This window comes from Catenulispora rubra (assembly GCF_015356825.1).
Lineage (GTDB): Bacteria > Actinomycetota > Actinomycetes > Streptomycetales > Catenulisporaceae > Catenulispora > Catenulispora rubra.
Genome location: NZ_JAACYW010000020.1, coordinates 61,823 through 74,163 on the forward strand (window position 1 = coordinate 61,823; position 12,341 = coordinate 74,163).

At 70.0% G+C, this 12,341-nt stretch carries 12 protein-coding genes; 4 read left to right on the forward strand and 8 right to left on the reverse strand.

All coding sequences use genetic code 11. From position 1 onward, the window contains the following. Positions 1-3 precede the first annotated feature (3 nt). Positions 4-849: an LLM class F420-dependent oxidoreductase gene (locus GWK61_RS08655; RefSeq protein WP_194906854.1), complete on the forward strand. Its 846-nt coding sequence runs from the start codon at positions 4-6 to the stop codon at positions 847-849. Positions 850-1,731: 882 nt separating this feature from the next. On the opposite strand, the gene GWK61_RS08660 is transcribed toward GWK61_RS08655, so the two are convergent. Further along, complete coding sequence (locus GWK61_RS08660; RefSeq protein WP_194906855.1) at positions 1,732-3,774, reverse strand: MFS transporter; 2,043 nt, start codon at positions 3,772-3,774, stop codon at positions 1,732-1,734. A 182-nt stretch (positions 3,775-3,956) separates the two neighbouring features. After that, on the reverse strand, positions 3,957-5,000 hold the full coding sequence (glpX, locus tag GWK61_RS08665; protein ID WP_194906857.1) for a class II fructose-bisphosphatase: 1,044 nt from the start codon (positions 4,998-5,000) through the stop codon (positions 3,957-3,959). Positions 5,001-5,173: 173 nt separating this feature from the next. Here glpX and GWK61_RS08670 point away from each other — a divergent pair, with 173 nt between their 5' ends. Then, positions 5,174-5,761, forward strand: a complete 588-nt coding sequence (locus tag GWK61_RS08670) for a DUF4245 domain-containing protein (protein WP_194906858.1) — start codon at positions 5,174-5,176, stop codon at positions 5,759-5,761. Positions 5,762-5,883: 122 nt separating this feature from the next. Here GWK61_RS08670 and GWK61_RS08675 read toward each other — a convergent pair whose 3' ends face one another. Beyond that, positions 5,884-6,135 (reverse strand): exodeoxyribonuclease VII small subunit, encoded by a 252-nt coding sequence (locus GWK61_RS08675; protein ID WP_194906859.1) that lies wholly within the window; start codon positions 6,133-6,135, stop codon positions 5,884-5,886. A 22-nt stretch (positions 6,136-6,157) separates the two neighbouring features. Between GWK61_RS08675 and GWK61_RS08680 the strand changes: the two genes are divergently transcribed. Beyond that, a complete protein-coding gene (locus tag GWK61_RS08680; protein WP_194906860.1) occupies positions 6,158-6,661 on the forward strand; it encodes a GNAT family N-acetyltransferase in 504 nt (167 codons plus the stop codon). On the opposite strand, the gene xseA is transcribed toward GWK61_RS08680, so the two are convergent. Further along, a complete protein-coding gene (gene xseA, locus GWK61_RS08685) occupies positions 6,636-7,889 on the reverse strand; it encodes an exodeoxyribonuclease VII large subunit (protein ID WP_194906861.1) in 1,254 nt (417 codons plus the stop codon). The genes GWK61_RS08680 and xseA overlap by 26 nt on opposite strands. A gap of 97 nt (positions 7,890-7,986) precedes the next feature. Between xseA and GWK61_RS08690 the strand changes: the two genes are divergently transcribed. Continuing rightward, positions 7,987-8,970, forward strand: coding sequence for a 4-hydroxy-3-methylbut-2-enyl diphosphate reductase (locus GWK61_RS08690; protein ID WP_194906862.1), 984 nt, complete (start codon positions 7,987-7,989; stop codon positions 8,968-8,970). Positions 8,971-9,025: 55 nt separating this feature from the next. On the opposite strand, the gene GWK61_RS08695 is transcribed toward GWK61_RS08690, so the two are convergent. From GWK61_RS08695 to GWK61_RS59385, 4 genes are all read right to left on the reverse strand, one after another. Continuing rightward, positions 9,026-9,595, reverse strand: a complete 570-nt coding sequence (locus GWK61_RS08695) for a hypothetical protein (RefSeq protein ID WP_194906863.1) — start codon at positions 9,593-9,595, stop codon at positions 9,026-9,028. 89 nt (positions 9,596-9,684) lie between these two features. Then, entirely contained in the window at positions 9,685-10,290 is a 606-nt protein-coding gene (locus GWK61_RS08700) for a DUF6542 domain-containing protein (RefSeq protein ID WP_194906864.1), read from the reverse strand. Positions 10,291-10,414: 124 nt separating this feature from the next. Continuing rightward, positions 10,415-11,509: a DNA recombination protein RmuC gene (locus GWK61_RS08705; RefSeq protein WP_228561970.1), complete on the reverse strand. Its 1,095-nt coding sequence runs from the start codon at positions 11,507-11,509 to the stop codon at positions 10,415-10,417. A 46-nt stretch (positions 11,510-11,555) separates the two neighbouring features. Beyond that, positions 11,556-12,266, reverse strand: coding sequence for an Ig-like domain-containing protein (locus GWK61_RS59385; protein WP_194906865.1), 711 nt, complete (start codon positions 12,264-12,266; stop codon positions 11,556-11,558). Positions 12,267-12,341 lie beyond the last annotated feature (75 nt).

The window sequence follows — 12,341 nt, forward strand, 5'->3', positions numbered from 1 at the left end:
CTCATGGCGAATCTCCGTTTCGGGATCAAACTCAGCCAGGATGCGACCATCGAGGAGTACAAGGCCGTCTGGCATATCGCCGACGAAGCCGGCTTCGACCACTGTTGGAACATGGACCATTTCGCCAGCCTCGGCGGCGACGAGACCAAGGACATCTTCGAGGCCTGGACGGCCCTGGCGGGCATGGCGGCGCTGACGTCGCGCGTGCGCATCGGGTGCTCCGTCACCGGCAACACCTACCGGCACCCGGCCGAGCTGGCGAAGATGGCGGTGACGGTCGACCACCTGTCCGGCGGCCGGCTGGAGTTCGGCATCGGCGCGGCCTGGGCCGAGAACGAGCACACGATGCTCGGCCTGCCGTTCGGCACCGCGGGCAGCCGCGCGGACCGGCTGGAGGAGGCGCTGAAGATCATCACCTCCCTGTGGACCGAGACCCGCACCACCCACGACGGCAAGCACTACCAGATCAAGGACGCGATCGCGGAACCCAAGCCGATCCAGACGCCGCACCCGCCGATCTGGATCGGGGGTAGCGGTCGCAAGCGCACGCTTCGGCTCGCTGCGGAGTACGCGGCGGTGTGGAACGCAGCGGGCGGGACGCCGGCCGAGGTCGCGGAGGCGTCGGCGGTGCTGGACCAGCACTGCGCGGATGTCGGCAGGGATCCGGGGACGATTCGGCGGTCGGTGCAGATCCGGGTCGGCGATGATTTTGATGCGCTGCAAAGGACGGTCGAGGAGTTTGTGGCGGTTGGGATCAGCGATCCGCTGCTGATTCTGCAGACGGATGATCCGGTGGCGCGGGCTGAGAGGTTGGCTGAGGGGTTGCCTCGGTTGCGTGAGATTGGGTAGTTGGGGGGTGGTTGGAGGGTTGGGCGGTTAGGGCGGCTCGGGCGGTTCGAGTGGTTAGGGCGGTTGGGCGGCTGAGGTGTGCGGTGGCGTATGCCTCGGCCGTTCGGTGGTTTGCGGGGTTGTTGTTATCGTCGTTGTTGTGGCGGTTGCTGCTGGCTGGTGCGGATTTTTTGTTGGTTTTAAAGGCTTTTTACGGCTTCGCGCAGGGTTTGATGACCTCGCAGGGGAACGCAGTTCGGTTGTGCCCTGCGGGTTGCGCTGGCGGCCGCCGGTGTTCGCGTGCACGACCGCGCGTGGGTCCGAGTCACTGCGCACGCGTCATGTGGGCGGGTGGCGGCCGCGTTTGGTGGGTGCGTTGAGGCCTCTGGCGGGCCTCCTCGACGAGGGGGCGACCCGCGCGTCCGGCGGTTTGGCGGCGGCCCGCGACTGTTCGGCTTTCTATCCGCTGTTGCCTGCGTTGCGCTGGTCGGTGGCGGTGCTGCTTGTGGTCGCCGGGTTCTGGGTCCCTCGCCGCGTCATCGCCGTGAACGGAACCTGCCCGGTTTGGCGGAATCAAGCCGCATCGCTGCTGCTGTGGTCCGGTTTCGTCCGGCTTGACACTGCCAAACCGGGCAGGTTGGCTGCGCCCGCTGACGCGGCGAGGGACCCAGAACCAAACCCCCACATGGTCCTTCGGACCCCCTCACCACGTGGCCGGCCACGCGCGGCCCGTCGCCACCCGCAGCGGTCAAGGCACCAGTTCTCAGCGGAACCGGCAGCCTGGCCACACCGGCCCGTCGCCACCCGCAGCGGTCAAGGCACCAGTTCTCAGCGGAACCGGCAGCCTGGCCACACCGGCCCGTCGCCACCCGCAGCGGTCAAGGCACCAGTTCTCGCCAGCCCCTACATCTCCGCGGCCGCCCGGCCCGCCGTCTCCCCGGTCAGCAGCCGGCGGTCCTCCTGGTCCATCGACGAGTCGGCGAGCTGGCGGAGCATCGTCAGTAGTTCCGCGTGCTGCTCGGGGGACCAGCCGTCCAGTTGGTCCGTCAGGATCGCGCGGCGTGCTGCGCTGAGTGCGTCCACCGCGGCTTCGCCGGCCTCGGTCATCGTCACCGTTTGGTTCGGTGGGGTGCCGGTGATCGAGCAGCGGCCGGTGGTGATCAGGGTGTCGAGGTGGGGGCGGATTTCGGACATCGGGAGGTTCAGGCGGGCCGGGATGTCGTTGATGCGGGTGGGGCCGTACTGCTTCAGGCGGAACAGGCCGTAGGCCTCCGGGACGGAGATGTCGATGCCTGATTTGGCGATGGTCTGCGAGTAGCGGTCCTTCACGTTCTGGCGGCTGGACAGGCGGGTCAGGGCGCGCTCCAGCTCATCGATCGACGAGCGCTGCGTTGGGCCGGTGGCCGCTTCGGCTGCGCCGGTGCCGCGGGTCGTGGTGCGGAGTGGGACTTCGCGGAGGAACAGGGCCAGGAGGAACGCCAGGATGCACAAGGGGATCGCGTAGACGAAGACGTAGTGCAGTGCGTGCGCGTAGGTGTGCAGGAAGGGCTGCGTCTCCGTCTTCGGGTACTGCTTGATGAGCTTTGGGTCCTCGATCGCCTTCTGGAACGGGAACGTCGGGTTGATCTTGCCGCCGGCCACCGCGGTCTTGAGTTCGGCCGTCAGCTTGTTGTTGAAGATGGTGCCGAACAGGGAGGCGCCGAAGGCGCCGCCGATCGAGCGGAAGAACGTCACCGCGCTGGTGGCCGTGCCGAGTTCCTCGTAGTCCACGTTGTTCTGCACCGCGATGATCAGGACCTGCATCACCAGGCCCAGGCCGAGGCCGAAGACCAGCATCGCGACCGCGTTGGAGGCCGTGGAGCTGGTGTCGGTCATGCGGGACAGGAGCCAGGCGCCGACCGTCATCACCGCGGTGCCGACGATCGGGAAGATCTTGTAACGGCCGGTGCGGCTGATCAGCTGTCCCGAGACGATCGAGGCGAACAGGAGGCCGGCCATCAGGGGCAGCAACTGGAGGCCGGACGCTGTCGGCGTGGCTCCGTGCACGATCTGTTGGTACAGCGGCAGGAACGTGAGGCTGCCGAACATGCATAAGCCCACGACGAAGCCGATGGTGCTGCACATGGCGAACACCGGGTTCTTGAACAGGTGCAGGGGCAGCACCGGTTCCTTGGCGTACTTCTCCGCGAAGAACCACGCGACCAGGAGTACCGCCGCCAGTACTCCGCACATCACGACCTGCCACGAGCCCCAGGCCCAGGTGCTGCCGCCGAAGCTGGTGATGAGGATCAGGGAGCTGGCCGCCGCGGCGATGAGGAAGGTGCCCAGGTAGTCGATGACCGGCTTGCGGTGCGCGGTGTGCGTGCGCAGGCCGATGGCCACCACGACCAGCGCGATCGCGCCGACCGGGAGGTTGACGTAGAACACCCAGCGCCAGCTGAGGTTGTCGACGAAGAAGCCGCCGATCAGCGGGCCGATGACGCTGGCCACGCCGAACACCGCGCCGACCACGCCCTGGTACTTGCCGCGGTCGCGGGGCGGCACCACGTCGGCGATCAGCGCCATCGCCAGCACCATCAGGCCGCCGCCGCCCACGCCCTGCAGCGCGCGCGAGCCGATCAGCTCGCCCATGTTCTGCGACAGCCCGCACAGCGCCGAGCCGATCAGGAAGATGACGATCGCGGTCTGGAACACCCGCTTGCGCCCGAACTGGTCGCCGAGCTTGCCCCACAACGGGGTCAGCGCCGTGGACGCCAGCAGGTACGACGTCACCACCCACGAGATGTGGTTGGCGCCGCCGAGGTCCGAGACGATGGTCGGCAGCGCCGTGGAGACGATCGTCTGGTCCAGCGCGGCCAGCAGCATGCCCAGCATGACGCCGGCGAAGACCAGTGCCACCTCGTTCTTCTCGCCGTTGGAGCCGGCGCCCGTCGACTCTGCGCTCACCTCACCAGATCACCACGGAACGGACGCTCTGGCCAGAGCGTGAGGCGAATGGGTGAGACATTTTTTGTTCGAGTGCTGAGGGTTGCGCCGCACGGGACGGCGGCCGACGGTGGCCATCAGGGGCCGACGGTGGTCGTCAGGCGCGGACCCGCCGCGCCTCGACGACCACCGGGAACGGCGGCCTAGTGGAACGCCACCGCGCTGTACGAGCGCAGCTTGTCCAGCCGGTGCTCGGAGTCGATCAGCCGTACCGTCCCCGACTTCGACCGCATCACCAGCGACTGCGTCGTCGCGCCGCCGCCGGTGTAGTGCACGCCGCGGACGAGCTCGCCGTCGGTGATGCCGGTGATCGCCACGAAGCAGTTCTCGCCGGAGACCAGGTCGTCGGTGAGGAGCACGCGGTCCAGGTCGTGGCCGGCGTCGATGGCGCGCTGCCGCTCGGCGTCGTCCTTGGGCCACAGGCGGCCCTGGATCACGCCGCCGAGGCACTTGATGGCGCAGGCCGCGATGATGCCCTCGGGCGTGCCGCCGACGCCGAGCAGGAGGTCCACGCCGGTGCCGGGGCGGGTGGCCATGATGGCGCCGGCCACGTCGCCGTCGGAGATGAACTTGATGCGGGCGCCGGCCTCGCGGATCTCGGCGACCAGGCCCTCGTGGCGGGGACGGTCCAGGACCACGACGGTGATGTCGGCGGGCTCGCGGCGCTTGGCGCGGGCGACCGCGCGGATGTTCTCCGCCACCGGCGCGGTGATGTCCACGACGTCCGCGGCCTCGGGGCCGGCGACCAGCTTGTCCATGTAGAACACGGCGGAGGGGTCGTACATGCTGTGCCGGTCGGCGACCGCGATCACGGCCAGGGCGTTGGGCATGCCCTTGCCGGTCAGGGTGGTGCCGTCGATCGGGTCCACGGCCACGTCGCACTCGGGCCCGGAGCCGTCGCCGACCTCCTCGCCGTTGAACAGCATCGGCGCGTCGTCCTTCTCGCCCTCGCCGATGACGACCACACCGCGCATCGAGACGGTGTTGATCAGCTTGCGCATCGCGTTCACGGCGGCGCCGTCGGCGGCGTTCTTGTCGCCCTTGCCGACCCAGCGGCCGGCCGCCATCGCCGCGGCCTCGGTCACCCGGGCGAGCTCCAGCGCCAGGTTGCGGTCGGGGGCTTCGGAGTCGGATGTCGAGACGTCGGATGTCGCAGCGTCGTTCGCCTGCGGGACTGCGGCGTTCATGGTCTGAAAGCTCCTCGAGGAGGGGGATCCGCACCGTCGCGGTTCACGAGGGTTGTCGAGGGAGATCGTATCGAGGCGGGCGTGGACCCGGTACCGCGAAGTGGCCAGGCTCATGTCGGGCAAACGCCGGGACCCCGCGCGGATCGCGGGGGGACGGATGGGACCATATCCCTATGGCCCGCGTCTCCCCGTTGAAGAAGTCCCTCCGGGACATGCTGCTGTCGATGGCGGTGATCTCCCTCCCGATCGTCGCGATCGTCGAGTGGTTCCCCCACGACTCCAAGAAGCCGGAGGACGCGGTCCAGACGGTCGACTACACGATCCCGCTGGCGCAGGCCCGCCGCGACCCGGACCTGCCGTTCCAGGCCCTGGCTCCGACGACGCTGCCCCCGCGCTGGCGCGCCACCTCGATCCACGCCGACTTCGACCCCGGCGCGCAGCTCCGCTGGGAGCTCGGCTTCCTGACCTCCGACGACCAGTACGTCGGCTTGGACCAGGTCTCCGGCGGCAAGGGGGTGGACGGCGTGCTCCAGGTGCAGGCGCCGGACGCCACCCAGGTGAGCGGGGCCGGCGGCACGGTCACGGCTGGCGGGTACCAGTGGCAGGTCTATGCGACTCCGGACGGCAGCCACCACGCGCTGGTGCGGACCACGGCCCCGGTGGGGACCGCGGCGGCCACGACGCCCGGCAAGGTCGCGGTCGTGGTGTCCGGGACCGGTTCTCTGTCGGAGCTGGAAGCCCTCGCGGGGTCCTTGCAGTAGGCCTACTTCTTGCACACATGAGCCCCGCTCCTGAGGAGGATTCCTCAAGGAGCGGGGCTCGCGTGTTGTGGTGCTGCCGCCGTGCTGCTGTGCTGCCGTGTCCGGGGTTCGGCTTCGGGGGCTCAGCCCTCGTCGCCGTCCCCGCTCCCGGCGCCGATCGCGGCGTCGAGCCGGGCCCGCGCGCCGTCCAGCTTCGCCTGGCAGTGCTTGGCGAGCGCTTCGCCGCGCTCCCAGGCGGCCAGCGACTCCTCCAGCGTCAGGCCGCCGGTCTCCAGGCGCCGGACCACGTCCATCAGCTCGTCGCGGGCCTGCTCGTAGCCCAGGTGGGACAGGTCCGGGGTCTCACCGGCGGTGGGGGTCGTCTCGTTCGCCATGGGTTCAGGATAGTTTCCGGCTGTGACTGGTACCGACGAAGTGCTTGTACGGCGGGCCGTGCCCGGAGACGAGGAAGAGATCCAGCGGCTGCGGCACCAGATGGCCTTCGCCGTGTTCGGGGCCACGCCGCCGGCGCCGGACGAACCGAATCACGTGGCGGCTGTGAAGAAGGTCCGCACCTGGCTGGAGTCCGGCGACGAGGCCGGGACCGCGTGTTTCGTCATCGATGCCCTGGACGGGGACGGCCTCGCCGCCAGCGCCATCGGTGCCATCGACGAGCGGCTGCCGAATGAGCGGAACCCGTCCGGGCGCTCCGGCTATATATATGGAGTCTGTACCGAGGAACGCTATAGGCGGCGCGGCTACTCGCGTCTTGTCCTGCAAGCGCTCCTGGACTGGTATGCAGATCAGGGCATCCCGCGTATAGAGCTCCACGCCAGTGAGTATGGCGAGGCGCTCTATAGAGAACTCGGCTTTGAACCGCCCAGGGGCCTCGCCCTTACTCGCTGGGCTCCTCTGCCGTAGCAACGTCTTCTGCGGGGAACACCGCAGAGACCGTCGCGTCCAGACGTCCTGAAGCGAGGCGGACGTCGAGCACGTCCGCCTCGCTGACTTCCGCGGCGGACCGGACCGCGTGTCCGGACGGCGCGAGGACGATCGAGTAGCCGCGCTCCAGCGTCGCCATCGGAGACAGCGCACGGACCCGCGCCAGCGTGTGCCCCAGATCGTCCGAAGCCCGGTCGAGCCGATGACCGATGCTGGCCCGGGCCCGCCGTGTGAGCTCGTCGAGGTCGTTGCGACGGCCGTCGATCATCGAGTACGGGGAAGCCAGTACCGGCCGCTGCCGGAACGAAGCCAGGCCCATGGCCTCGCGTTCTAGTATCCGGGCCACCGAGCGCCACGCGTTGCGCCGCAGCTCCGCGACCCGGTCCATCTCCTCGGCGACGTCCGGTACGACCCGCTTGGCGGCGTCGGTCGGCGTCGAGGCCCGGAAGTCGGCGACGAGGTCGAGGATCGGGGAGTCCGGCTCGTGCCCGATCGCGGAGACCACCGGCGTCTCGCACTCTCCGACCGCCCTGATGAGCGCTTCGTCGGAGAACGGGAGCAGGTCCTCTACAGAGCCGCCGCCGCGGGCGATGATGATGACGTCCACTTCGGGGTCGGCGTCGAGCTGGGCCAGCGCCGGCAGGATCTGCGGGACCGCCTTCGGCCCCTGCACGTCGGTGTTCACCACCCGGAACTGCACCCCTGGCCACCGGCGCTTGGCGTTCTCCAGAACGTCCCGCTCCGCTGCCGAGGCGCGTCCCGTAATAAGGCCGATGCTGCGCGGGAGGAACGGCAGAGGCTTCTTCCTCTGCGGATCGAACAGTCCCTCCGCCTTGAGCTTCGCCTTCAGCATCTCCAGCCGCGCCAGGAGCTCTCCAAGGCCGACCTGTCGGATCTCTTCAGCGCGGATGGAGAACGAGGAGCGCGGAACGTAGAAGTCCGGCTTCCCATAGACGATGACCCGCGCACCCTCTGTGAGCGGAGGCACTACTGCCTCGAATACGCGACGGAACGTGGTGATCTGTACGGAGACGTCCGCAGAGGGGTCCCGCAGCACCAGGTACACCATCTGTGACCCGGGCCGCTTGTTGATCTGCGCCAGCTGTCCCTCGACCCAGACCGCCCCCAGCCGGGAGATCCACCCGGCCACCGCCTCGGAGACCGCGCGGACGGGGATGGGCTGTTCGGCCGAGGATTGCATCGCCATAGAGAGGAGCGTAGCCATCGGCGGGGACGCTGCGCGGACGTGGCGAAGTTGTGGAGAGAGCCGATCATGGGCTGTGGATGCCGGTGCGCCGCCTACCATGGGAACCATGAACGTCTCTGCACCTGAAGACCGCCGCGTTCTCCTCGCCGCGCCCCGCGGCTACTGCGCCGGTGTGGACCGCGCGGTGGTGACCGTGGAGAAGGCGTTGGAGCTCTACGGCGCCCCGGTGTACGTCCGCAAGGAGATCGTGCACAACAAGCACGTCGTGCAGACTCTCCAGAGCCGCGGCGCGGTGTTCGTGGAGGAGACCGACGAGGTGCCCGAGGGCGCGACCGTGGTGTTCTCCGCGCACGGCGTGGCGCCGATCGTCCACGAGGAGGCGTCCCGGCGCAGCCTGAAGACCATCGACGCGACCTGCCCGCTGGTCACCAAGGTGCACAAGGAGGCCGTGCGCTTCGCCGAGCAGGACTACGACATCCTGCTCATCGGCCACGACGGCCACGAGGAGGTCGTCGGCACCACCGGCGAGGCCCCGGAGAACATCATCCTGGTCGACGGCCCGGACTCGGTGGCCGAGGTGCAGGTGCGCGACCCCGCCAAGGTGGCGTGGCTGTCGCAGACCACGCTGTCGGTGGACGAGACCATCGCGACCGTGGACCGGCTGCGCGCGAAGTTCCCGCTGCTGCTGGACCCGCCGTCCGACGACATCTGCTACGCCACCCAGAACCGGCAGACCGCGGTCAAGCGCATCGCCGCCGACTCGGACCTGGTCATCGTGGTCGGCTCCAAGAACTCCTCGAACTCGGTGCGCCTGGTCGAGGTGGCGCTGGAGTCCGGCGCCGGCGCCGCGTACCTGGTCGACTTCGCCTCCGAGATCAGCGAGGAGTGGCTGGCCGGCGTGCGCACGGTCGGGCTGACCTCCGGCGCCTCGGTCCCGGAGGACCTGGTCGAGGGCGTGCTGGACTGGCTCGCCGAGCGCGGGTACGGGACGGTCGAGGTCGTGCGCTCGGCCGAGGAGAAGCTGCTGTTCGCGCTGCCGCCGGAGCTGCGGAAGGACATGCGCGAGGGCAGTGAGGCGTAGCACGTAGGTCGGGGGCCTTTACGCGGCGAACGCTATAGCGTTCCCCGCGGTGGGATCACCAGGCGGAGCTCGGGGCCACGTCCCGCATCTGCGCCACCAACGTCTGTCCCCGGCGCGGTCCGTCGCCGGGGAAGCGCGGCTTGTGGCAGCTCCGGCAGCAGGGCAGGCGTTCTCCGGTGTCGGCGAACACCCACGTGCGGCGCCGCAGCCCTAACGCGGAGCTGCGTTGCTCCTCCAGAAGCAGCGGCCTGGAGAGCTGGGCCGCGATCCAGTCCGCCGCGTTCTGCGCCATCTCCTCCGGCGCGGCCTGCCTGTCCTGCACGTTGATGTAGCCCGGCGCGCTCGGGGTGTAGTCCTCCCAGAACGAGCAGTCGTCGCCCCAGTAGCCGCCGAACTCTCCGCCCGCCAAGCGCATCTGCAGACCGAAGGGGTCGGCCTCCGGGACGGTGAGCACCGCCAACACCGACGGTCCGGCCAGGGCCAGGGCCCAGGAGTCGAAGGCGATCACGCCGAGTGGGTCCCAGCCCAGCGCGGCGCGCCGGAGCTCGGCGAGGAAGCGGCAGCCGTAGTCGTCGAGGGCGAAGCGGCCGCCGGGGTCGATCTCGAACCAGATCTTGCCGTTCATTTCTTGCGGTCCTCGCCGTCGTCGCCTCGCACGCCGTCCCGTCGCCCACGCCATCCACGCCATCCATGTCGTCTTCGCCGTGGGCCCGGCTACCGTTTGGCGGCGCTCCGCATGCCGGCCCAGCGTGCCGCGATCAGCGCCGCGGCCAGCGCGGTGCCGAGGAACAGCGGCCGCGGCTTGACCGCGAGCAGGGCGCCGAGCGAGGCGAGCTGGCCGACCGGGCCGTGGCCGGCGCGCATGACGCCGAACTGCACCGCTGTGAGCAGCCCCGCGCAGTACGCCAACGGCGGCACGATGACGCCGGCCAGCAGGTCGCGGCGGCGGACCAGGGTCGCGGCGTGGAAGGACGCGGCGACGAAGACCAGGTCGAAGAACCAGTGCACGTCGCCGGTGACCAGGGCGTCGAGGGCGGCGGCGGCAGCCGTGGGGCCGGTGACCATGAGCAGGACGCCCCAGGCGGTCAGGGCCTGGCGGCGGTTGGCGGAGCGTGCGGCGGTGCCAGTCCCAGTTCCGGCCTGGGTCGCCGGACGCGGTCTCGGCTGGGAATGTGCTTGGGAACGCGGCCGGGGCCGCGTGGGACCGGTCGAGCGGAAGTCCAGCGGGGCGGCCATGCGTTCCCGGCGCAGCGCGTCGCGGTCGCGGCGGGTCTGCGGGACCCGGGCGGGACGGGGCGCGAGGCGGCTGGCTTCGTTCACAGATCCGAACCTACGACGCGATTGCACGCAATTCGGGTAGCGAAACGCCGCCAGTGGAAGGTGCGTGCGCGGCGGCGACAGAATGAAGGTCTTGGCGGGCGCGGGCACGCAGCTCTGGGCGGTGCTAGTCCGACAAAGCCCGGGTCTGGATCTCGACCTGAGCCGGCACTGTCAGCTCCTCGTCGACCAGCCCGAGCTCGTTCAGCCGCCGCGCCGTCACCAGGACCCGCGACTCCAGCGAGCCCACGGACTGGTTGTAGGCGGCGACCGCGGAGTTCAGGCCCTTGCCGACCCGGTCCAGGTGCCCGCTCATCGTGTTCAGGCGCGCGTACAGCTCCCGGCCGAGTTCGAACACCTGCTGCGCGTTCGCCGCCAGCGCGTCCTGCGTCCAGGCGTACGCGACCGTGCGGAGCAGGGCGATCAGCGTGGTCGGGGTGGCGATCACCACGCGGCGCACGGCGGCGTGCTCCAGGAGTTCCGGATCGATATCCACAGCCTGTGAAAGGAAAGCCTCGCCGGGGACGAACAACACCACGAACTCCGGCGTGGGGCGGCCGCTGGCGCCCAGCGCCCGCCAGTAGGCCTTCGACGCCAGCTGGTCGACGTGCACGCGCAGGTGCTTGGCGTGCGCGGTCAGGTGCTCCAGCCGTACGGTCTCGTCCGTGGCCTCCGCGGCGTCCAGGTACGCGGCCAGCGGGGTCTTGGCGTCCACGACCACGTACTTGTCCCCGGCCAGGTGCACGACGAGGTCCGGCCGCAGCATGCCCTCCGAGCCGGTCGCGCCGTAGGAGCCGGGGAGCACCATCTGGGTGGTGAAGTCGCAGCGGTCGACCATGCCGGCCAGCTCCACCGCGCGGCGCAGGTGCATCTCGCCCCACTGGCCGCGCACCTCGGGCCGGCGCAGGGCGGTGACCAGCGCCGCGGTCTGCGTGCCGAGGGAGCCGGCGGCGGTGCGCACGTCCTCGATCTGCTGCGCCAGCGCCGCCTGCGAGGCGGCGCGGCCGCGCTCGATGTCGCGGAGCCGGTCGTCGAGCCGGGACAGGGACTCGTTGATCGGCCGGCCCGCGGCGTCGAACTGCGAGCCGGCCAGCGCCAGCAGCCGGTCCGCGGACTGGTCCAGCGCCTGCGAGTTCAGCGTCAGGCGGCGGGACCGCTCCCACAGCACGCCGAGCAGCGCGCCGAACGCGATCCCGATCACCAGCAGCAGCACAGGCATCATGGGTCCATATTGTCCCCTGGGGGCACGCCTGTGCGGTGGACTGCGGTTATGCCTTGCGCGCCTTGCGCGTCGCGGCGGTCAGCACGGCGCCCGCGCCGAGCAGCGCCAGGGCCGCCGCGACCTCGGCCGGGAGGCCGCCGGGCAGGCCGGTGGCCGGCAGCGTCCTGGCCACTTTCACGTCGAAGCTGCGGACCAGGATCTGGCCGTCGGCGGTCTCGATGCGCAGGGTGAAGCTGTCATTGCCGGTGAAGCCGGGGTTCGGGGTGTAGGTGACGGTGCAGTTGGCGTGCGAGGTGATGGTGCCATGCTCGGCGCCGCTGATCAGTCGATGTTCTTCGACGTGCCCTCGCACACCGGGATCACGACCGGCTGGCCGGGCTGGGTGACGACCGGCGGCGCCGTTGGTGTCGGCGACGTTGCCGACCAGGAAGGAGCTCGCCGGGTCCCAGGACGGCTGGTCGGTTTCGTTCTGGCCGCCGCAGGCGCTGGGCAGCGGCGTGCCCTGGCAGAAGTTGAACGAGCCCTGGAAACTGACCGGTACCTGCTTGCCGGCTGCGTCGCAGGCGGTCACGCGGACCTTCTCGGCGTCCACGTCGCCGAGCGCGAAGCCCCAGTTGCCGAAGACCTGCGCGAAGGGCGTCGAGGGGTTGAGGAACGCGCTCTGGCCCGAGGCCTGCGACGGCGCGGTGCTGTCCGTGGTGATCTGTACTGGTGAGAAAGGCTGTGTCGGCGGGACGTTGACCGTCGGAAACGTCACGCTCGCGCCGGCGAAGTCGAAGCTCGCGTACTGCTAATGCCCGGCGGCGGCGAGGGCGGACGGGGCGGTCGCGGG

Coding starts and splice junctions, on each gene's coding strand:
- GWK61_RS08655 (WP_194906854.1), top strand. CDS start 4: ATGGCGAATCTCCGTTTCGGGATCAAACTCAGCCAGGATGCGACCATC.
- glpX (WP_194906857.1), bottom strand. CDS start 5,000: ATGAACGCCGCAGTCCCGCAGGCGAACGACGCTGCGACATCCGACGTC.
- GWK61_RS08670 (WP_194906858.1), top strand. CDS start 5,174: ATGGCCCGCGTCTCCCCGTTGAAGAAGTCCCTCCGGGACATGCTGCTG.
- GWK61_RS08675 (WP_194906859.1), bottom strand. CDS start 6,135: ATGGCGAACGAGACGACCCCCACCGCCGGTGAGACCCCGGACCTGTCC.
- xseA (WP_194906861.1), bottom strand. CDS start 7,889: ATGGCGATGCAATCCTCGGCCGAACAGCCCATCCCCGTCCGCGCGGTC.
- GWK61_RS08690 (WP_194906862.1), top strand. CDS start 7,987: ATGGGAACCATGAACGTCTCTGCACCTGAAGACCGCCGCGTTCTCCTC.
- GWK61_RS08695 (WP_194906863.1), bottom strand. CDS start 9,595: ATGAACGGCAAGATCTGGTTCGAGATCGACCCCGGCGGCCGCTTCGCC.
- GWK61_RS08705 (WP_228561970.1), bottom strand. CDS start 11,509: ATGATGCCTGTGCTGCTGCTGGTGATCGGGATCGCGTTCGGCGCGCTG.